21 protein-coding genes are annotated in these 18,660 nt (G+C 62.9%); 11 read left to right on the forward strand and 10 right to left on the reverse strand.

Features of this window, described 5'->3' with window-relative positions:
• The coding region (locus RIN13_RS17815) for an XdhC family protein (protein WP_309108656.1) at nt 1-549 on the reverse strand (549 nt) is incomplete at its 3' end.
• A 300-nt stretch (nt 550-849) separates the two neighbouring features.
• Between RIN13_RS17815 and pucL the strand changes: the two genes are divergently transcribed.
• From pucL to RIN13_RS17835, 4 genes are all read left to right on the forward strand, one after another.
• The gene (gene pucL / locus RIN13_RS17820; RefSeq protein WP_309108657.1) at nt 850-1,758 is read left to right on the forward strand and encodes a factor-independent urate hydroxylase; all 909 of its coding nucleotides are present in this window, start codon (nt 850-852) and stop codon (nt 1,756-1,758) included.
• A 129-nt stretch (nt 1,759-1,887) separates the two neighbouring features.
• Nucleotides 1,888-3,486 (forward strand): malate synthase A, encoded by a 1,599-nt coding sequence (aceB, locus tag RIN13_RS17825; RefSeq protein ID WP_309108658.1) that lies wholly within the window; start codon nt 1,888-1,890, stop codon nt 3,484-3,486.
• A gap of 3 nt (nt 3,487-3,489) precedes the next feature.
• Complete coding sequence (locus tag RIN13_RS17830; RefSeq protein ID WP_309108659.1) at nt 3,490-4,797, forward strand: DUF6986 family protein; 1,308 nt, start codon at nt 3,490-3,492, stop codon at nt 4,795-4,797.
• On the forward strand, nt 4,794-5,606 hold the full coding sequence (locus RIN13_RS17835) for a bifunctional allantoicase/(S)-ureidoglycine aminohydrolase (protein ID WP_309108660.1): 813 nt from the start codon (nt 4,794-4,796) through the stop codon (nt 5,604-5,606). Before RIN13_RS17830 ends, RIN13_RS17835 begins: the two co-directional genes overlap by 4 nt.
• Nucleotides 5,607-5,631: 25 nt before the next feature.
• Here the strand turns inward: RIN13_RS17835 and RIN13_RS17840 are convergent, their stop codons facing one another.
• A complete protein-coding gene (locus RIN13_RS17840; protein WP_309108661.1) occupies nt 5,632-5,946 on the reverse strand; it encodes a hypothetical protein in 315 nt (104 codons plus the stop codon).
• A gap of 62 nt (nt 5,947-6,008) precedes the next feature.
• Between RIN13_RS17840 and RIN13_RS17845 the strand changes: the two genes are divergently transcribed.
• Entirely contained in the window at nt 6,009-6,977 is a 969-nt protein-coding gene (locus RIN13_RS17845) for a CHAD domain-containing protein (RefSeq protein ID WP_309108662.1), read from the forward strand.
• A gap of 12 nt (nt 6,978-6,989) precedes the next feature.
• Here the strand turns inward: RIN13_RS17845 and RIN13_RS17850 are convergent, their stop codons facing one another.
• Together RIN13_RS17850 and RIN13_RS17855 are read right to left on the reverse strand one after the other, a co-directional pair.
• A complete protein-coding gene (locus RIN13_RS17850) occupies nt 6,990-8,165 on the reverse strand; it encodes a zinc-dependent alcohol dehydrogenase (protein WP_309108663.1) in 1,176 nt (391 codons plus the stop codon).
• A gap of 62 nt (nt 8,166-8,227) precedes the next feature.
• Complete coding sequence (locus RIN13_RS17855; RefSeq protein WP_309108680.1) at nt 8,228-8,641, reverse strand: CBS domain-containing protein; 414 nt, start codon at nt 8,639-8,641, stop codon at nt 8,228-8,230.
• A gap of 261 nt (nt 8,642-8,902) precedes the next feature.
• On the opposite strand from RIN13_RS17855, the gene RIN13_RS17860 reads away from it, so the two are divergent.
• Genes RIN13_RS17860 through RIN13_RS17870 form a run of 3 tightly spaced genes read left to right on the forward strand, consistent with a single transcriptional unit; the run spans nt 8,903 to nt 10,364 of the window.
• The gene (locus RIN13_RS17860; RefSeq protein ID WP_309108664.1) at nt 8,903-9,142 is read left to right on the forward strand and encodes a hypothetical protein; all 240 of its coding nucleotides are present in this window, start codon (nt 8,903-8,905) and stop codon (nt 9,140-9,142) included.
• Nucleotides 9,143-9,144: 2 nt separating this feature from the next.
• Entirely contained in the window at nt 9,145-9,504 is a 360-nt protein-coding gene (locus tag RIN13_RS17865; RefSeq protein ID WP_309108665.1) for a VOC family protein, read from the forward strand.
• Between the two features lie 47 nt (nt 9,505-9,551).
• Complete coding sequence (locus RIN13_RS17870; RefSeq protein ID WP_309108666.1) at nt 9,552-10,364, forward strand: SDR family oxidoreductase; 813 nt, start codon at nt 9,552-9,554, stop codon at nt 10,362-10,364.
• 38 nt (nt 10,365-10,402) lie between these two features.
• On the opposite strand, the gene RIN13_RS17875 is transcribed toward RIN13_RS17870, so the two are convergent.
• From RIN13_RS17875 to RIN13_RS17885, 3 genes are all read right to left on the reverse strand, one after another.
• Nucleotides 10,403-11,113, reverse strand: a complete 711-nt coding sequence (locus RIN13_RS17875) for an HAD family hydrolase (protein ID WP_309108667.1) — start codon at nt 11,111-11,113, stop codon at nt 10,403-10,405.
• Nucleotides 11,113-11,421, reverse strand: coding sequence for a hypothetical protein (locus RIN13_RS17880; RefSeq protein WP_309108668.1), 309 nt, complete (start codon nt 11,419-11,421; stop codon nt 11,113-11,115). Before RIN13_RS17880 ends, RIN13_RS17875 begins: the two co-directional genes overlap by 1 nt.
• Before the next feature lie 94 nt (nt 11,422-11,515).
• Nucleotides 11,516-13,309, reverse strand: a complete 1,794-nt coding sequence (locus tag RIN13_RS17885; RefSeq protein ID WP_309108669.1) for a glycoside hydrolase family 15 protein — start codon at nt 13,307-13,309, stop codon at nt 11,516-11,518.
• Between the two features lie 143 nt (nt 13,310-13,452).
• On the opposite strand from RIN13_RS17885, the gene RIN13_RS17890 reads away from it, so the two are divergent.
• The 3 genes from RIN13_RS17890 to RIN13_RS17900 are packed head-to-tail and all read left to right on the forward strand — an operon-like array spanning nt 13,453 to nt 16,178.
• Complete coding sequence (locus RIN13_RS17890; RefSeq protein WP_309108670.1) at nt 13,453-14,334, forward strand: aldo/keto reductase; 882 nt, start codon at nt 13,453-13,455, stop codon at nt 14,332-14,334.
• Nucleotides 14,335-15,066, forward strand: coding sequence for a DUF72 domain-containing protein (locus tag RIN13_RS17895; RefSeq protein WP_309108671.1), 732 nt, complete (start codon nt 14,335-14,337; stop codon nt 15,064-15,066).
• A 53-nt stretch (nt 15,067-15,119) separates the two neighbouring features.
• Nucleotides 15,120-16,178 (forward strand): phosphatase domain-containing protein, encoded by a 1,059-nt coding sequence (locus RIN13_RS17900; protein ID WP_309108672.1) that lies wholly within the window; start codon nt 15,120-15,122, stop codon nt 16,176-16,178.
• A 10-nt stretch (nt 16,179-16,188) separates the two neighbouring features.
• Here the strand turns inward: RIN13_RS17900 and RIN13_RS17905 are convergent, their stop codons facing one another.
• From RIN13_RS17905 to RIN13_RS17915, 3 genes are all read right to left on the reverse strand, one after another.
• Nucleotides 16,189-17,673, reverse strand: a complete 1,485-nt coding sequence (locus RIN13_RS17905; protein WP_309108673.1) for a GH1 family beta-glucosidase — start codon at nt 17,671-17,673, stop codon at nt 16,189-16,191.
• 110 nt (nt 17,674-17,783) lie between these two features.
• Nucleotides 17,784-18,173 carry a hypothetical protein gene (locus tag RIN13_RS17910; RefSeq protein ID WP_309108674.1) on the reverse strand — a complete coding sequence of 130 codons (390 nt, stop codon included), beginning with the start codon at nt 18,171-18,173 and terminating at the stop codon, nt 17,784-17,786.
• 17 nt (nt 18,174-18,190) lie between these two features.
• The coding region (locus RIN13_RS17915) for a DnaJ domain-containing protein (RefSeq protein ID WP_309108675.1) at nt 18,191-18,660 on the reverse strand (470 nt) is incomplete at its 5' end.

Raw genomic sequence — 18,660 nt, forward strand, 5'->3', positions numbered from 1 at the left:
TCGGAGCAGCGGCTCCAGCTGGGCCGCGGCGGCACCCAGGGCTGAATGCTGGGACGGGATGAGGTCCAGAAGCGCGGCAATTTCAGCGGAGGCAGTGACGTCAAAGTGCGTGGGGTTGTTGATCACGACGGCGTCCTTCCCCTCCCGGTCAAGCCTGCGGATCATTGCCAGGGCTGCCCGATCCTGCGTCCTCGGCTCCCGGAGTTTCATCCACAACGGCCCGGAGGGACCGAATTCAAACTGCTCGATGTGAACGTCAAGGCTTCCGCCACAGGTGAGGCCCGCCGCAAATGCGTCCTCGGCGCTGTAGCCGAACGACTCACGGCGGGTGCCGCCGTCGTGCAGTGTCTGCAGTGCAGCCTCCACCACAGCCCCCTCGACGCAGCCGCCGGACAGGCTGCCCAGCACCTCGCCGGCGGCAGACACGATCATCGAGGTACCCACTGGCCGCGGCACAGACCCCGTTGCCCCCACCACGGTGGCCACAGCACAGGGCTGGCCGCAAACCGCAGGCTGCCAGTCCCTGGCGGAAGGCAATAGATTCAGCATGCGCCTCTCCCTTCGTCCCGGGCACGTCCCTCACCGCGGTGTTGTCCATTCTGCTGCCTGTTCTCCGCCGAAGGAAGCAAGCCCCGCCGCAGCCGCCTGTGATCGATCCTGCCGACAGTGTTCCGGCCAGCCACCCGAAGTGAAAGTTGCCGGTTCCTTTAGGCTCGTTTTGTACACAGTGCTTTTTAGGAAAGGCAGTGCTTATAGGACTGACGGTACTTTTTGGGACAGGGCAGGAAACATGCTGTTAATTTCGCTGTGCCACCTTGGTTCCAGCGACCGGAAGTTGGGAAAGAGACCATGAGCGGGAAGACAGTCCTCGGCAGCAACCAGTACGGCAAGGCCGAAGTCCGCGTCGTCAAAATCAGCCGGGATACCAAACGCCACGAGATTGAAGACCTCAACGTCACCTCGCAACTGCGCGGGGACTTTGCTGCCGCGCACCTGGAAGGCAACAACGCCCACGTCGTGGCCACGGACACCCAGAAGAACACCATTTACGCCTTCGCCCGGGATGGCATCGGTTCCCCTGAGGCCTTCCTGCTGAGGCTTGGCGAGCACTTCACCTCGAGCTTCGATTGGGTCAGCGGCGGCCGCTGGGAAGCGGAGTCCTATGGCTGGGACAGGATCCAGGTGGCGGGCAAGGACCACCATCATTCGTTCGTGCGCAACGGCCGCGAGGTACGCACCGCCGTGCTGGTCCGGGACGGTGCTGCCGTCCACGTCATCTCGGGGCTCCGCGATCTCACGGTCCTGAAGTCGACCCAGTCGGGCTTCACCGGCTTCCCCAAGGACAAGTACACTACCCTCCCCGAGACCACAGACCGGATCCTGGCCACCGATGTCACAGCCCGCTGGCGCTTCAATCCTGCCGTGGACGTCCGTTCCTTTGATTTCAACAGGAATTACGACGACGTCAGGCGGCTCCTGCTGGAGGGTTTCGCTGAGAAGTACTCCCACGCCCTGCAGCAGACACTGTTCGACATGGGCACCAAGGTGCTGGAGGCCCATGCTGAAATCGACGAGATCAGGTTCTCCATGCCAAACAAGCATCACTTCCTGGTGGACCTCACCCCTTTCGGTCTGGACAACCCCAACGAAGTGTTCTTCGCGGCAGACCGCCCTTACGGCCTGATCGAAGCCACGGTGCAGCGCGAAGGTGCAGCACCTGCTGAAACCGCCTGGACCGGCATCGCCGGCTTTTGCTGACGGCGGGCTTAATGCCGGTTAGATTGTCCCCAGGTTCTTCGCCCCGAATCACGGCAGCGGATGCTGCCGCCTCAGCGGCTGCCCACGCAGCCTCAAATGCAGCCTTAGCTGCCTAGGAAAGGACACTCGATGGCCCTCACAGTCACCGATCCCCAGCCTGTTTCACGGGCCGGGGAAATCCTCACGCCAGAGGCGCTCGCCTTCATTGAGGAGCTCCACCAGCGGTTTGCCTCAACGCGTTCGGAGCTGTTGAAGGCCCGCGTTGTCAAGCGTGAGCAGGTTGCGAGGACAGGCAAGCTGGATTTCCTGCCCGAGACCGCCGATATCCGCTCCGGTGACTGGAAAGTTGCTCCTGCCCCTGCGGCGCTCCAGGACAGGCGTGTGGAGATGACTGGCCCCGCTTCTCCGGCGAAGATGGCCATCAACGCTCTAAACTCCGGCGCCAAGGTGTGGCTCGCTGATCTGGAGGATGCCAGCACGCCCACCTGGCACAACGTGATCGACTCCATCCTGAACCTTCGCGACGCCGCCCGCGGCACCCTGAGCTACACCTCTCCGGAGGGCAAGGAGTACACTCTTCGCACCGACGCCCCGCTGGCTGTGGTGGTGGCCCGCCCCCGCGGCTGGCACATGGATGAGCGGCACCTGCTGGCCGACGGCGAATCCACAACCGGCGCGCTGGTGGACTTTGGACTCCATTTCTTCCACGTGGCCGAACAATTGCTCCGCAACGGTCATGGCCCCTACTACTACCTGCCCAAAATGGAGAGCCATCTCGAGGCGCGCCTATGGAATGACGTCTTCGTCTTCGCGCAGGATTACCTCGGTTTACCGCAGGGGAGCATCCGGGCAACTGTGCTGATTGAGACCATCCCGGCGGCCTTCGAAATGGACGAGATCCTCTACGAGCTGCGGGACCACGCCTCAGGACTGAACGCGGGGCGCTGGGACTACCTTTTCAGCATCATCAAGTACTTCCGTGATGCTGGGCCTGCCTTCGTCCTGCCGGACCGCGCCTCAGTAGCCATGACTGCCCCGTTCATGCGCGCCTACACCGAATTGCTGGTCAAAACCTGCCATCACCGCGGCGCCTTCGCAATGGGCGGGATGGCAGCAGTCATACCAAACCGTCGGGAGCCCGAGGTAACAGCCCAGGCTTTCGAGAAGGTACGGGCTGACAAGACCCGCGAAGTGACTGACGGCTTCGACGGCTCCTGGGTGGCGCACCCTGACCTTGTTCCGATCTGTCAGGAGGTGTTCGATGCCGTGCTCGGCGAGCGCCCCAACCAGCTCGACAAGCAGCGTCCGGAGGTGTCAGTCACCGCTGGGCAGCTCCTGGATATTGCCTCAGCAGGCGGCCAGGTCACCGAAGCCGGACTGCGGCTGAATCTTTATGTCGCCGTCGCCTATACCGCGGTCTGGATATCCGGTAACGGTGCGGTAGCAATCCATAACCTGATGGAGGATGCTGCCACCGCCGAAATTTCCCGGTCCCAGGTCTGGCAGCAGATCCGAAACGGGGTGGTCCTGGCCGACACCGGCAACGCGGTGACCCGCGAGCTCGTGGCGGGAATCCTGGCCGAAGAGACGGAGCGCCTGCGCACTGAAGTGGGTGAGGACGCGTTCGAGAGGTACTACCAGCCGGCCAGCAGCCTCATTGCCGATATCTGCCTGTCAGAGGAATACACGGACTTCCTCACCACCCCCGCCTATGAACTGGTGGGCTGACGCATGAAGGAAGCGCCCCGGGGATCGCTTTCAAGCGCTGACCTTGCGCAGATCGATTCGCGGCTCGCTGCCACCGACCGGATGCTGGTGCAGAACTACCCCGGCGACGACGGCTCGCGCCAGCCGGTTCAGACTGTCTACGTACCGGCGGACACGTTTACTCCGTCACTTGCCGCCGAGTGGGGTGCCCAGGCACTTGCCACCGCTGAGGTGCAGGGCGGCCTGGTTCACCTCGGGCATCTGCTCGGCCAGGAACGTGCTTTGGCAACCGCTGTGGCCACCAGGGTGGAAGCGAAGTTGACCAGCGAGCCCATAGAGGACCTGCGGCTGGACTTTGAGGACGGATACGGGGACAGGGGGGACGACGCCGAGGATGCCGACGCTGTTTCAGCCGCTCACGCCGTGGCCGAGGCGGTTGCTGCCGGCACGTCTCCCCCGTTCATCGGGATCCGCTTTAAGGGTCTGGAAGGATCCACCCGCACCCGCGGGCTGCGGACCCTGGACCTCTTCATCTCCGGGCTTGCCGAGGCGGGCGAGCTTCCGTCCGGGCTCAGGCTGACCCTGCCAAAAGTAACCACTGTGGCGCAGGTGCAGGCCCTGGAGTTTGCAGTGACCCGGCTGGAGGAGATCCACTCGCTCCCGCCGGGAAGGCTGAGGTTCGAAGTGCAGGTGGAGACGCCCCAGCTCATTCTCGGGCCTGACGGCACCTCACCGGTGGCACAGCTTCCGCACGTGGTCCCCGGACGGGTCAGCGGACTGCATTACGGCACTTACGATTATTCGGCGTCACTGCAGATTTCTGCCGAATATCAGTCAATGGAGCATCCCGTGGCTGATTTCGCCAAGGAAGTCATGCAGCTTGCGGTGGCCGGGACAGGGATCCGGCTTTCAGACGGCTCCACCAACATCATTCCAGTGGGTGAGAACGTCGAGACCGCGTGGGTCCTGCACGGACGGCTGGTGCGGCGTTCGCTGGAGCGTGGCTACTACCAGGGGTGGGACCTTCATCCGGCGCAGCTTCCCAGCCGCTTTGCAGCCACTTATGCCTTCTACCGGCAAGGCCTTATCCCTGCTGCCACGCGGCTTCGGAACTACGTTCAGCGCACGCAAAAGGGCGTGATGGACGAGCCCGCCAGCGCCCGCGCCCTCGCGTCCTTCGTGCTCCGCGGATTGCAGTGCGGCGCCGTGGGAACCGCGGAAGTGAAGCTGCTTGCGGGCCTGGAACTCCCCCAGCTCCGGTCCTTGGCCCAGCCGCAAACGTCCGCCAACTCTTCAACCGACTCATCCACCTCACCAGGAGAGAACCCATGAGCAGCTACTTTTCTCCGGAAGGCGGCCTTCCGCCGCAGACCCAGCTCCTCACCGACCGAGCCATTGTCAAAGAGGCTTATACGGTCATCCCCAAGGGCGCTCTGCGGGATATCGTCACGAGCAACCTGCCGGGGTGGAACCAGAGCCGCGCCTGGATTATCGCGCGTCCTATCGCAGGCTTCGCCACCACGTTCTCGCAGCTGATCGTGGAAGTAGCTCCAGGAGGCGGGTCGCAAAAACCGGAGGCGGAATCCGGCGTCGAAGGCGTTATCTTCCTGACCCGGGGTCAGCTGGGCCTGACGCTCGACGGCGATCTCCACCATCTTGAGGCCGGAGGCTATGCCTATCTGGCGGCCGGTTCGGACTGGTCCATCAGGAACAGCTCGGGGGAAGCGGCCACTTTCCAATGGATACGGAAGGCCTACGAGCCGCTGGAAGGTTTCCAGGCTAAGTCCTTCGTCACCAGTGATCAGGCTGTTGAGGCCCGTCCTATGCCTGGCACCAACGGAGCATGGGCCACCACGAGGTTTGTGGACCCGGACGACCTCGCCCACGACATGCACGTCAACATCGTCACGTTCCAGCCCGGTGGCACCATCCCCTTCGCCGAAACACATGTGATGGAGCATGGACTCTTCGTGCTGGAGGGCAAAGCCGTCTACCGGCTTAACGATGATTGGGTGGAGGTGGAAGCCGGAGACTTCATGTGGCTCCGCGCCTTCTGCCCGCAGGCCTGCTACGCCGGCGGCCCGGGTCCTTTCCGATACCTGCTGTACAAGGACGTTAACCGGCAGATCCGCCTTACCTAGGCCGTCCAGACTCTGTTATCGCCGGCTACGGATCCACACTGGCCTGGGGATCCACGCGGCGCCTGCCCAGCCAAAAGCCGGCCCAGAAAGCAGCTCCCAACAGGGCCACCACAATGAGCGCGATCCCCACCCTCGCCCGGGCACCGAGAAACACCAGCCCCTCCGGCATGAAGTACTGCTGGGACAGCGGCGCATAGGCAAACCAGCCGTATGTTTCCGTGCTCGGAAGCAGGACAAGCACCAGGCCGGCCAGCAGCACCAGCACCAACGCTGCCGACAGCCCAACCCCTCTGAGTCGTTTTCCCCGAGAACTGTCCAGCCCTTCCCCCAATGAATTCATGAGGCAACTGTAGCCCTTTGCCCGGGCTGTATATCGCCCGCCTTCCGGCCTTAGAGTGAAGCATGGCGAGCACCCGGGAAGCACCGGAGATGTCGTCGAGTCCGACTTCCGGTGAAGTTCTGTTGGAGTACCTGCGACGCCAAGTGGCGGAGCTCCAGCAGCAGGTGCCGCGTGTCCGGAAGAACGAGCCGGACTCGGTCCATCAGATGAGGATGTCTGCCAGACGCCTCCGCGCGGTGATTGAATCAGCGCGGTCAATGCTCGGGCCGGGTAGCGGGCAGGCAGGCAATGGCAGCCCGGACCTGTCCCTCTCTGAACTGCGTTCTGAACTGAAGTGGCTCTCCGGGGTGCTGGGCAAGGCCCGGGACCCGGAGGTAATCCGGGAACGGCTGGCGGCGCTCGTGGCCGAGGAGGCCGACGCCCTGCTGCTGGGCCCTGCCGCAGAGAGGATTGACCAGGCTCTCGAAGCCGTGGCGCGGGGCGCCCGGGCCGAGGTGCAGGAGGCGCTCGGAAGCGACCGCTACCGCCTCCTGGTACAGGCCTTGGACGCCCTCACGGACGGCCCCTTTGTGGGTGACAAGGCAGAACGCCCGGCCGGCAAGGGTTTGGCAAAGCTGGTCAAAAAGGACGTACGGAGGCTCCGTCGGAAGGCTGCAGCACTCGAGCAGCCGAAATCGGGCGAGGCAGACTCAGACCCAAACTCAGACCGAGGCCCCCGGGATGTGGCCCTCCACGACGTGCGGAAAGCAGCCAAACGGGTGCGTTACATTGCCGAGGCCGCTTCGATCGCAAAGGCCAAGTCCGCGGACCGGGTCGAGGATGCAGCGCACACCATCCAAAAGATCCTTGGCCAGCACCAGGACAGCGTCGTGACCAGGGAACATCTCCTGCAACTGGGGTCAAAATCAGGGCGGGGACCAAAATCCGAAGCAGACAGCGCCTTTACCTTCGGCCGCCTGCACGCCTTGGAAGAACGGCGGGCTGACGAAGCCGAGAAGGAATTCTTCAAGGCCTGGAAGGCTTTCCCCTAGCCCAACGCTGAGCTATGGGTTCAGGACCACCTTGATGCAGCCATCCTCCTTCTTCTGGAACTTCTCGTAGAGGGCCGGCGCCTCTCCCAACCCGGCTCGATGGGTGACGAGGTCCATCACGCCCAGGGGATCGGCGTCGTCCTCAACCAGCGGAAGCAGTTCATCCGTCCAGTTCCGCACATTGCATTGCCCCATCCTCAGCTGGATCTGCTTGTCAAACATGGACAGCATGGGCATCGGGCTGGCCTGGCCTCCGTAGACGCCGCTGAGGGAAACCGTGCCGCCCCGACGCACCGCATGAAGCGCCGCGTGGAGGGCGGCAAGCCGGTCCACTCCCGCCGTTTCCATCGCCTTCTGCGCGAGCTTGTCCGGCAGCAGCCCCAACGCCTGATGCGCCAACCCTGTGACAGGCGAGCCGTGGGCTTCCATACCCACCGCATCCAGCACCGCGTCGGGCCCGCGGCCCTCCGTCATATCTCGCAGTTCATCTGCCACGGTCTTGGAGTAGTCGAGAGTTTCCACCCCGTGCCTGGCTGCCATTGCCCGGCGCTCCGGAACGGGATCAACAGCAATGACCCGCTGCCCCAGGTACCGCCCTATCCTTGACCCGAACTGTCCGACAGGGCCAAGGCCGAAGACAGCGAGGGTTCCCCCTTCAGGGACGTCGGCATACTTGACCCCCTGCCAGGCCGTGGGCAGGATGTCGGACAGGAACAGATACCTCTCGTCAGGCAATTCGGTCCCCACTTTCACCGGGCCGTAGTCTGCGAAGGGCACCCGCAGATACTCTGCCTGGCCGCCCGGCACGGAACCGTACAGCTCGGAGTAACCGAACAGGGCGGCTCCGGAGCCCTTCTCCTTGACTTGGGTGGTCTCGCATTGGGACTGCAACCCTCGGCGGCACATAAAGCACTCGCCGCAGGCAATCCCGAACGGGATGACGACCCGGTCTCCCGTCGTCAGGTTGGTAACCGCGCTGCCGACCTCCACAATGATGCCCATCGGCTCATGGCCAATCACATCGCCCTTATGCATATATGGGCCCAGCACCTCGTACAGGTGGAGGTCGGACCCGCAGATGGCGGTGGAGGTGATCCGGACGATCGCATCTGTGGGTTCCTGGATCACCGGATCAGGAACTTCCTCGACGCTGACGGATCGTTTGCCTTGCCAGGTGAGTGCCTTCATCGTTTGCCTCTCAATGCGATGAGAATCGGATAACGGTAGCCGGACGGCAAGAGTCCGAAGGATCAGTAGGAAATAAACTCCACGAGTTCACCGACGCGGTCCTCAGGGTAGTTACGGGCGATATCAGCCTGGCTGAGCATGCCCACCAGGTCATGCCCGTCAATCACCGGTAGTCGCCTGACCTGGTGTTCCTGCATCGTCTTGATGGCTTCTTCTATGGAGTCATCGGCGCCAATGGTGACGGGCTTCCCCTCAGCCATCTCGCCCGCAGTGACGCTGCGCGGGTCTCCGCCCTCGGCCAGGCATTTGATGACGATATCCCGGTCGGTGACCATTCCCTTGAGCCGCTGATCCTCGCCGCAGATGGGAAGTGCACCTACGTTGAGCGATTTCATCTTGCGGGCCGCCGCCTCCAGGGTTTCCTTTTCTCCGACGCATTCGGCGCCCGGAGTCATAAAATCCCGTGCCTTTGGCATTGTGCTCACTCCTCACGAGGTCCTCCGGGCGGCACCTCCCTGCCCGGAATGGATATGGACTTGGTCCCCGTAAGAGGTCACGGCGGACAACTCTCCGGGGGTACTTTGACCGTAGCGCCGAATCAGTTTCCTGTGAAGGTCAGCATGCTTATTAGTTTTGTTTCAGCGAAAAACTAAGCAACCTGATCAAATCCCTTGCCTCCCGGACCGGAAACTCACTAGCGTTGAAGGTGCCCCAGTCCCCCAAGGAAAGGCAGCATCATGACGCTATACCAGCCCGAACCCGTCGAGATTTCCACCCGAATGCGGCCCGGAGAATGGACCGAATCCAGCCTCGAAGAGCTGGTCACCACCTATCGGGCAAAGTTGATGGGCATGGGGGCAAGCGCTGCGGACATCGTGACGGAAGTGGACAGAAACGACGACGGCTCGGTCCGCGTATTCGTGGCTTGGCGGAAGGATGAGACTGCCAACGAGGCCGCCACAGGTCAGGCCGTGTAGGAATGCTGACAGTCGGAACCACCGTCCTTGGCGTCGGCGATGTCGCCAGGGCCACTGCTTTCTGGACCGCCGCCCTCGACTATGCTCCCCAGGACAACGGTGACGACACGTGGGTGATCCTGAACCCGCAGAACGGCAACGGCGCCCGGCTGGCACTGATGCTCAGCGAGACTCCGGTTCAACTGCACCCGCGGATCCACCTGGATCTCTGGGCCGATAACCAGGAAGCAGAGGTCCAGCGGCTTTTGGACCTTGGAGCCGAGCGCGTTGACTGGGATCTCTATCCGGACGATGCCGATTTCATCGTGCTTGCAGATCCCGAAGGCAACCGTTTTTGCGTCGTGGATGCAAGCGGGGGTTAGAACCAGGTACGGATCAGGCCTGACGGCGGGCCCGAGAGGAACGCGGAATGGAATCTTCATCGGAGGAGTTTTCCCCCCGGACAGCAATCGTCACGGGCAGTGACTCAGGCATTGGCAGGGCAACAGCTGTGGCCTTGGCCCGGAACGGCCTGGATATCGGCATCACCTGGCATACCGATGAGGCCGGCGCAGAACACACGGCGTCACAGGTCCGGGAGGCCGGGAGGACAGCCGTGGTCCGGCAACTGGACACCTCGGACATTCCGGCATGTTCCGGCGTTGTGGATGAGCTCGCCACCGAACTGGGCGGCGTGGATGTTTTCGTCAACAACGCCGGCATGGGTGAAGGTACGCCGTTCCTGGAGCTTGGATACGACAGTTGGGCCAAGACCATGGATGTGGACCTCAACGGGGCCTTCCTGTGCATCCAGGCCGCAGCCCGCCACATGGTCCAGGCCGGGAAAGGCGGCAGGATCATTGCGGTGACCAGCGTCCACGAAACGCAACCCAAAGTGGGCTCCTCCGCTTACGTGGCAGCCAAGCACGGGCTGGGCGGCCTGATCAAGACAATTGCCCTGGAGCTGTCCAGTCACGGAATCACAGCGAACTCCGTCGCCCCGGGCGCCATCTCGACCCCCATGTCCGGGCAGGAGGGCGACAACCCGCAACCCCGGAACAAGCCCGGGATTCCGCTGGGGCGCTCGGGCCGGGCCCAGGAAATCGCTGCCGTCATTGCCTTCCTTGCCTCGCCGGCGTCGAGCTATGTCACTGGGGCATCGTGGGCGGTGGATGGTGGAATGCTCCAGATGGGTCCGATGGCCGGAGCCAAGCTGCCCGACCACGGGTGGCGTGACACCTGAGCAGCTGCGGTACTAAGAAGCTCGCGCAGGAATAGCCCCTAATGGAGCGTTTTGCTTTGAAGCAGCTTCCCGATGGCACTGTCCCTGAGATTGCCCAGCAGCTCGCGCGGACCGGAATAGAACTCTATAGCTCCCGCATCCCTGAGCTCGGCCTCGCTGGTGCCGCCGCACGTCACCCCAATCGTGGGAATGCCGATTTTGGCGGCCGCATACACATCCCATACCGCATCGCCCACGTACACGGCATCCTGGGCGCTCACTCCTACTGCATCCAGGGCAGCCAAGAGAATATCGGGCTCAGGCTTGCTCTCCTTGGCATCATTGGCGCTCGTGGCCGCGTGGATGTAGGAGTCCGAATTGAGGGCGGACCGGAGCATTTTCAGGTCCTGCTCACGTGCGGAAGAGGCCAGCGCGACGGCGAGCCCGCCTTCGCGGCATTGAAACAGAAGGTCGCGGGCGCCGTCGAAGGCCCGCAGGAACGGCCAGTAGGTTGAGAAAATAGCGGCGTGGGCGTCCATCACCGACGTGTCCCGAGCCCTATCTCGGTCCGGGGGCAAGAGATGGGCCACCAGCTTGTCTCCGCCCATGCCCACGGCCCGGTGGATCGAAGCCATGGGAACGTCGTAACCGGCACTGCGGAAGGCATGCCACCAAGCCATGGTGTGCAGGTACGACGAGTCCACAAGTGTCCCGTCCACGTCAAAAAGGACCGCCGCCAGATGCCGTCCCCGGGGTTTACTGTTGAGCATCAGTGGCCCATACCGGCGCGCCTTCCCGTGGCGATCAACTGGCCGCGCCCCCCAACAGGCGTAGATTTCCTGGCGGCCTTGACATGCTGCTTGGGGCTCTGCTGTTTGACGGGTGTCGACTGCTGGTCATGGCTGCGGTCGCGGACAAGCCCGGTGCCGGCGATTTCGCGGGCCTTGGCAATACCGGCCACTGCTGCCTTCTTCGTCGGGAACGTAATGGAGATAGCCATGAGGGCTCCGGTTCCGTCCAGCATCCTAATGCGGTATCCACCGTCGGGCGCGTCTACGAGTTCGAAATATCCAGACATTGCATCTCCTCCATGCTCCACGGCGTCGTGAGTATTAGTAAGTATACTTACCGATGCCTGAGAGGAAAACGCGGGGAGGCCTTTCAGCCGCTGCTCAACTTCCCCGCAACGGCGTATCGCTGCGGTGCACGGTGTCTTCCTCGAGTTCCAAGGCGCTCAACACCAGGGCGAAGTGGCTGAATGCCTGGGGGGTATTTCCCAAATGCCGGTTATCGCCCACGTGGAATTCTTCACTCAGCAGGCCTACGTCGTTACGCAACGCCAGGAGCCTTTCAAAGAGGTCCTTCGCCTCGGAATGCCTCCCCGCCCCCAACAGCGCCTCGACCATCCAGAACGAACACGCCAGAAACACCCCTTCGTCCCCGGGCAGACCGTCGTCGCTGTATTCCGGCTGATAACGCAGCAGGAAACCGTCCCGCGACAGTTCGCGCTGAATGGCGTCGATCGTGCCGATCACGCGTGGATGATCGGGAGGCAGGAATCCCACCCTCGGAATCAGCAGCAGGCTCGCGTCCAGTTCAGGGCGCCCATAGGACTGGGTGAACGTGTTGCGTCCGACGTCAAAACCCTTGGTCATCACCTCATGGTGAATCCTGTCCCGCAGGGCCTCCCAGCGGTCGGCTGGCCCCGGCAGGCCGGACTCGCGGACGCCCTTGACCATGCGGTCTGCAGCCACCCAGGCCATGACCTTGGAGTGGGTGAAGTGGCGTCGGGGCCCACGCATTTCCCACAACCCGTTATCGGGCTGGTCCCAGGCTCCTTCGAGGTACTCCATCAGCGCGATCTGGACGTCCCACGCTTCATCGGTGTGGCGCAGCAACGAGTTCCGGGTGAGGGACAGGCAGTCCAGCACTTCGCCCCAGACATCCAGCTGCAGTTGGTCCGCTGCCGCATTCCCGATCCGCACTGGCTTGGAATTCTCATACCCGGCCAGCCAGGGGAGCTGCATCTCCGGTAGTCGCCGTTCGCCGTGGATTCCGTACATGATCTGAAGGTCCGCCGGGTCCCCCGCAATGGCCCGCAGCAGCCAGTCACGCCAGGCTGCCGCCTCATCCGTGTAGCCGGCGGCCAGCAGGGCTTGAAGGGTCAGGGTGGCGTCACGCAGCCAGCAGTAGCGGTAATCCCAGTTCCGCGGACCGCCCAGTTGCTCAGGCAGCGAGGTGGTAACCGCTGCCACTATGCCACCGGTCGGGGCATAGGTAAGTGCCTTGAGCGTGATGAGTGAGCGTTGCACCGCTTCGCTGTAAGGCCCGTTGACAGGGCACTTCTCCGTCCACTCCAGCCAGAACTCCTCGGTGGCCTGCAGCACCTCTTCAGCGTTAACAGAGCGGGGCCTGCGGACATGGCTGGGCGCCCATGTCAGCACGAAAGGTACCCGTTCGCCCTCATGCACCGTGAAGTCACTGACCGTCTGAAACTTCTCGCCCCGCAAGGGCGCCTGGGTCACAAGGTAGGCGGCATCGGGTCCGGCCACGGCATGCACGCCATAGTGGTCACGGCGAACCCACGGAACAATGTGGCCGTAATCAAACCGCAGGGCCAGTTCGCCACGAATCCGCACCTGTCCGCGGATACCCACCACGATCCTGACGATGTCAGCCACTTCGTCACGGGGTGGCATGAAGTCAATGATGCGGACCTGCCCATCGGGGGTGTCCCACTCCGATTCAAGGATGAGCGTCCCTGGCTGGTACCGGCGGCGAGTGCATTTCCCGCCGTTCACGGGAGCCAGAAGCCACCGGCCGGCGGACGGCGTGTCCAACAGGGCGTTGAAGCACGCCGGGGAGTCAAACCGCGGGAGGCACAGCCAATCGACGGATCCTTCCCTGCTGATCAGCGCGGCGGTGTGAAGATCCCCGACCATCGCATAATCCTCGATGCGTGCCATGGACCCTAGCGTGCCACAATCTGGCCTCAAGGCACGAGGTGTAGGGTTGAAACACGGTGATGCAGCTGCCGATGGATACATTTCCATGTGCTGGATTCTGTCGCGGGCATGTGGATGCCGCAGGACAGAAGGGAACCCAGTCAATGCTTCATAAGACGTTCGGCCACACCACTTTCTCCGTTTCAGCCTTGGGCTTCGGTGCAGGACACTTGGGGGATGACGTCCTCACGGACCAGGAGGCCCATGACCTTTTGGAGCGGGCGCTGGGACTGGGCATCACCTTTTTTGATACCGCCCGCAGCTACGGGCGCTCGGAGCAGCGGCTCGGCGCCTTTCTGCCCCCGCACCGGGATGACGTGGTGCTGTCTACGAAGGTGGGGACTGGTGTTCCTGATCAGCCGGACTGGAGCGCGGCAGCAGTACGACTCGGTGTGGAGGAGTCGCTCCGAACCCTGCGGACTGACGTGATCGACGTCGTCTTCCTCCACTCTTGCCCGCTGGCAATCCTTGAAAAGGGCGAAGCCATCGACGCGCTGCTTGCCTGCGTTGATGCCGGCAAGATACGGGTGGCCGGTTACAGCGGCGACAACGAAGCCCTCGCCTGGGCTGCCGCATCCAACGCCTTCGGCGCCCTGCAGACGTCGGTGAACATTGCGGACCAGAACTCCCTGCACGAGATACTGCCCGACGCCGCGCACCGGGGAATCGGCGTAGTGGCCAAACGCCCGCTCGCCAACGCACCGTGGCGTTACGCTGAACGGCCAACTGGCACTTACGGGGAAACGTATTGGGACCGTATCAACCAGATGGGCCTCGAACCACAGGCCGACGACTGGCCCGGCACGGCAGTCCGGTTCTCGGCATTCGCCCCCGGCGTGTCCACCATGGTCATGGGCACCTCCAACGCCGCCCACCTTGAGGAGGCTGCGGCCGCCGTCGCCCGTGGCCCTTTGCCGGAAACTGAACTGCACCGTTGGGAGAAGGCGTTTACCCGTCACGCGCAGGAATGGGCCGGCGAAGACTAAGTGACCCTCAATATCGGCACGTCCGGTTGGAGCTATGACCACTGGGAGAACGTTCTGTACCCTCCCGGATTGCCGTCCAAGGACCGGCTGCAGTATTACGTGGCGCGGTTCAATACCGTGGAGCTGAATGCAAGCTTCTACCGCTGGCCCCGCGAGACTGCCTTCGCGAGCTGGCGCAATCGGCTTCCCCAGGGGTTTGCCATGTCCGTCAAGGCCCCTCGTGGCCTCACCCACGCCAAGAAGCTCTACAGCCCGGAAGTGTGGGTGGAACGGATAACCCGGTGTTGGCATGAACTGGGAGACAAAAGGGCGGTGCTGCTGGCACAGTTGCCGCCCAACCTTGCCCGTGACGACGCCCGGCTGGACTATTTCCTGTCGGCGTTGCCGGAGTGGATCCGCGTGGCGGTGGAGTTCCGCCACGACAGCTGGGACCACCCGGAGGTGTACCGGCTCCTCGAACGGCACCGGGCTGCCTACTGCATCATGAGCGGGGCAAACCTGCCCTGCATCCTTCGCGCCACCGCCCCCTTTGTGTATCTACGGCTCCATGGCCCCGACCACCAGCACCTCTATGGTGGCTCATATTCTGACGATGACCTGAAATGGTGGGCGGACCGGATCAGCGAATGGCGTTCCGCGGGCAAGGACGTTTTGGTCTACTTCAACAACGACGGCGGCGGCAACGCAGTGCGGAATGCGTTCACATTGCGTGGCCTGCTGGGAGACGGTTGACCCGGTGCCCTGACCTGCGTCTTCGGGCGTAGCAGCTGTGGCAGAGTGGAGGCATGGAATTGGCGCCTAAGGAATCATCACTGGCAGGGAACCACGTGTTCCGACTGGCCCATAAGCTGTCGGATGCCGGGAACACCTTGAGGATGCGGCTCGCGAGGCGCTGGAAATTTGTTCCCCAAACAGTTGCGTACCAGGGATACGGTTCCACTGAGTTCGTCCGCATCCTGGCCCGGGTCCTTTTGACCAGCAAGCCGGCCCCCGGCAGCCGGGCAGAGCACGCCGCAAAAAACGGAAACCAGAACGTCCGCGGCTGGCGTGCCTTCACCAGTGTTCCCATTCCCAACGTGACCGTCGAGATCGAAATCGGCGGGGTTGTGGCCACAATCAAAACTGACCGCGGCGGCTTGGTGGATACGGATGTGAAGGTCTCCCTCTCACCGGGATGGCACACGGCAGTGCTTCGGGCTGAGGGCACCGAACCGGCCGAGGCCAGCATCTTTGTTGTGGCTCCCGGTACCCGCTTTGGGATTGTTTCGGACATCGATGACACCGTCATGGTCACGGCCCTTCCCCGGCCGTTCCTGGCGCTCTGGAACACCTTCGTCCTGAGCGAGCGGGCCAGGATGGCAACACCGGGCATGGCAGTGCTCCTGGACCGCCTGATCGTGGAACATCCTGATGCGCCTGTCGTGTACCTCTCCACGGGGCCCTGGAACGCGGCGCCCACGCTGGCGCGCTTCCTCACCCGGAACATGTACCCTTCCGGCACCCTGTTGCTCACGGACTGGGGACTCACCCAGGATCGCTGGTTCCGCAGCGGTCAGGAACACAAGCTTCGGAACCTGGAGCGGCTGGCAGCGGAGTTTCCGGACATGCGTTGGCTGCTGGTTGGTGACAACGGCCAGCACGACGAACAGATCTACTCGGAATTTTCCCGGGAGCACGGGCCCCGCGTGGCAGCCATCGCCATCCGGCAACTGTCCGTTAGTGAATCCGTCCTGGCGGGCGGCCACTCGGAGAACGGCGACCACACAGGTTCAAATGTCCCCTGGATCTACTCCCCAGACGGCGCCGGGATTGCGAAGGGCCTCAAAGGCCTGAACATCCTCTGACCGTGTTGCCTCAGCTCTGGCTTACCTTGGCTGTCGCCGCTTCAGGAATGCCGGGGTGGCGGGAGGCAAGGACCTCCTGAAGCCAGTAGAAGGATGCTTTCGGCGTCCGGACGAGCGTCTCAAAGTCAATGTGGATGAGGCCGAACGGTTGCCGGTACCCCGCCGACCATTCGAAATTGTCCATGAGGGACCAGACGTAATACCCCCGCAGGTCTATCGATTCCGCCACACCGCCGGGGGCAGTTGCCTCCAACGCGCTGGCCAGGTGTTCGGCCAGATATCGCAGCCTGCGTTCATCCGGTATAAAAATCCTGTCCGCTTTCCTGTCCCGGACCACTACGTCGTCGAAACTGGCTCCTCCTTCAGTGATGAACACCGGCGGAAGGTCCGGATACCGTTCCGCCATTTCGGCCAGGGCAACAGCCATATATTCGGGCTTGATCGGCCAGCCGTAGGCAGTTGTCTGGGCGTCAGACCAGGCCGTGATGTGGAAGGGCGAACCGGGCGCGCTGTCCGTAAGATCGCTGCCCATTGCCTCGGCCATGCCTGCAGGGACGGGCCCTTCACCTGCCCCCGCCGCCACCTTGGTGGGCATGTAGTAGTTCAATCCGTAGAAGTCCAAGGGCTGCGAGATCACGGCCATGTCCTCATCCGGGTGGTTGAAGGACGAGAAGAACTTGGCTGCGCGGATGACGTCGGGGTACTTGCCGGTCAGGACAGGGTCGGCGTAAAGCCGGTTCTGGGCAATGTCCATCAGGCCGGCACTTAGTTTGTCCAAGGGGTTACCCGATGCAGGAACCATCGGGGAGTACACGTTGGTGATGCCGATTTCCCCCGGAACACGGGCTGACCTCAAAGCCTGGACAGCGAGGCCATGCCCCAGGAGCTGGTGGTGAACGCTGGGAAAAGCATTCAGCAGCAGCGACTCACCCGGTGAATGCAGACCCAGAGCATATCCGTTTGTTGCCACCGTGGCAGGTTCGTTAACCGTCACCCAGCGGGCCACCCGGTCACCAAAAGCGGAGGCAGCGATGGCAGCAAAATCGCCCAGACGATAGGCGGTGTCCCTGTTGATCCAGCCGCCGGCCTGATCCAAGGGAAGAGGGGTGTCCCAGTGGTAGAGGGTTACCATTGGGGAAATCCCGCTGGCCAGCAGTTCGTCCAGGAGCCGGTCATAGAAGTCGAGGCCGGCCGGATTCAGCGCTCCCTTGCCATCAGGCTGGATCCGCGGCCAGGACAGGGAGAAGCGGTAGGAATCAATACCGAGCTCCTTCATCAGGGCAACGTCTTCGGGCATCCGGTGGTAGTGATCGCAGGCAACGGCAGGGCTCCCGTCATCCACTATTGCACCGGGCTTTGCAGCGAAGAGATCCCAGCCGGCTGCTCCGCGTCCGTCCTTATCCAAAGCCCCCTCGATCTGGAAGGCTGCCGTCGCAACGCCCATCGTGAAGGACGCCGGTATCAATGCGGCCAGGTCTTTGGCGGTTACGCTCATGTCCAGGGACCCCTATGTTCTTCTGCCGGTGGTGGATTGATTTTAGGACCACCGGCGCCTCCACACCATGCAACGACAGGAGCTCCCCATTCCTTACAGGGAGCAACCGATCAGTGGAGCAGGGCATCTGAACCAAACAGGAAGTCCTTCGCGTGCGCCAGCGCCTTCTTGAAGGCATCGTTGCGGAGAGTTATCAGCTGCTCCGAATCGGTGCCGTCCGGTTCCAGGTAGGCCGTGTACCCGGGACGCAACACCCAGATGTCCCCCGCCGGCGGCAGGTAGAAAACACCAAAGGAACGATGCTGGATGTCATCAGGAGCCCAGATCGGCACAACGGCCATGGCAGCCCCCGTGTCCGGATTGATCCACTGGGCCCTCGGCAGTGGTTCCTCATGCGCTTCCGGGTCCAGGAACGGTGCTGTTCCCTCTCCCCAGCGCTCTTCAAAGCGTTCATGGAACGCAGGGATAAGGTGCGAATCGTAGCGGCGCCACGTGCTCATATAGTCCTCCTACTCAGTTACACATCCGGCCACGCCCAGGGCCCTTCTTCCCACCGCACAGGGGTTACCCGGAGGAGCGGTGACGGCTTTGGAATCCGGCGGACCGGCACTTCACGGGGGCCGTAGCGCACAGGTATGTCCTGTGCGCTGTTGTCCCGTGAACGGGCCGTATCGTTTTTCCGATGGCTGTTCTGCCGGCGATCATATTCTGCGCGTTTCCTGGGGTCGCGCAGCACTCCAAAAGCATTCATGATCGCAAGCACTTCAGCAGACGCAGGTGCTGCCGCGGCAGCTTCGACATCCGGATGACGTGTCCGCATCAACCCGCGAAAAGCGCGCGAAATTTCCTGCTGGGTGGCCGTGTCAGCCACTCCCAACACGGTGTAGTAGTCCGCAGGCTCGTTGCTCATGCTTTGCCATCCCCTGCCGCCTGGTGCCAGTGAGGGGCGGCTTCCGGCCCCGCCGAAAGCCGCCCGGGCACCCGGGA

The organism is Arthrobacter sp. (genome assembly GCF_031179985.1).
Lineage (GTDB): Bacteria > Actinomycetota > Actinomycetes > Actinomycetales > Micrococcaceae > Arthrobacter.

Coding starts and splice junctions, on each gene's coding strand:
- pucL (WP_309108657.1), top strand. CDS start 850: ATGAGCGGGAAGACAGTCCTCGGCAGCAACCAGTACGGCAAGGCCGAA.
- aceB (WP_309108658.1), top strand. CDS start 1,888: ATGGCCCTCACAGTCACCGATCCCCAGCCTGTTTCACGGGCCGGGGAA.
- RIN13_RS17830 (WP_309108659.1), top strand. CDS start 3,490: ATGAAGGAAGCGCCCCGGGGATCGCTTTCAAGCGCTGACCTTGCGCAG.
- RIN13_RS17835 (WP_309108660.1), top strand. CDS start 4,794: ATGAGCAGCTACTTTTCTCCGGAAGGCGGCCTTCCGCCGCAGACCCAG.
- RIN13_RS17840 (WP_309108661.1), bottom strand. CDS start 5,946: ATGAATTCATTGGGGGAAGGGCTGGACAGTTCTCGGGGAAAACGACTC.
- RIN13_RS17845 (WP_309108662.1), top strand. CDS start 6,009: ATGGCGAGCACCCGGGAAGCACCGGAGATGTCGTCGAGTCCGACTTCC.
- RIN13_RS17850 (WP_309108663.1), bottom strand. CDS start 8,165: ATGAAGGCACTCACCTGGCAAGGCAAACGATCCGTCAGCGTCGAGGAA.
- RIN13_RS17855 (WP_309108680.1), bottom strand. CDS start 8,641: ATGCCAAAGGCACGGGATTTTATGACTCCGGGCGCCGAATGCGTCGGA.
- RIN13_RS17860 (WP_309108664.1), top strand. CDS start 8,903: ATGACGCTATACCAGCCCGAACCCGTCGAGATTTCCACCCGAATGCGG.
- RIN13_RS17865 (WP_309108665.1), top strand. CDS start 9,145: ATGCTGACAGTCGGAACCACCGTCCTTGGCGTCGGCGATGTCGCCAGG.
- RIN13_RS17870 (WP_309108666.1), top strand. CDS start 9,552: ATGGAATCTTCATCGGAGGAGTTTTCCCCCCGGACAGCAATCGTCACG.
- RIN13_RS17875 (WP_309108667.1), bottom strand. CDS start 11,113: ATGCTCAACAGTAAACCCCGGGGACGGCATCTGGCGGCGGTCCTTTTT.
- RIN13_RS17880 (WP_309108668.1), bottom strand. CDS start 11,421: ATGTCTGGATATTTCGAACTCGTAGACGCGCCCGACGGTGGATACCGC.
- RIN13_RS17885 (WP_309108669.1), bottom strand. CDS start 13,309: ATGGCACGCATCGAGGATTATGCGATGGTCGGGGATCTTCACACCGCC.
- RIN13_RS17890 (WP_309108670.1), top strand. CDS start 13,453: ATGCTTCATAAGACGTTCGGCCACACCACTTTCTCCGTTTCAGCCTTG.
- RIN13_RS17900 (WP_309108672.1), top strand. CDS start 15,120: ATGGAATTGGCGCCTAAGGAATCATCACTGGCAGGGAACCACGTGTTC.
- RIN13_RS17905 (WP_309108673.1), bottom strand. CDS start 17,673: ATGAGCGTAACCGCCAAAGACCTGGCCGCATTGATACCGGCGTCCTTC.
- RIN13_RS17910 (WP_309108674.1), bottom strand. CDS start 18,173: ATGAGCACGTGGCGCCGCTACGATTCGCACCTTATCCCTGCGTTCCAT.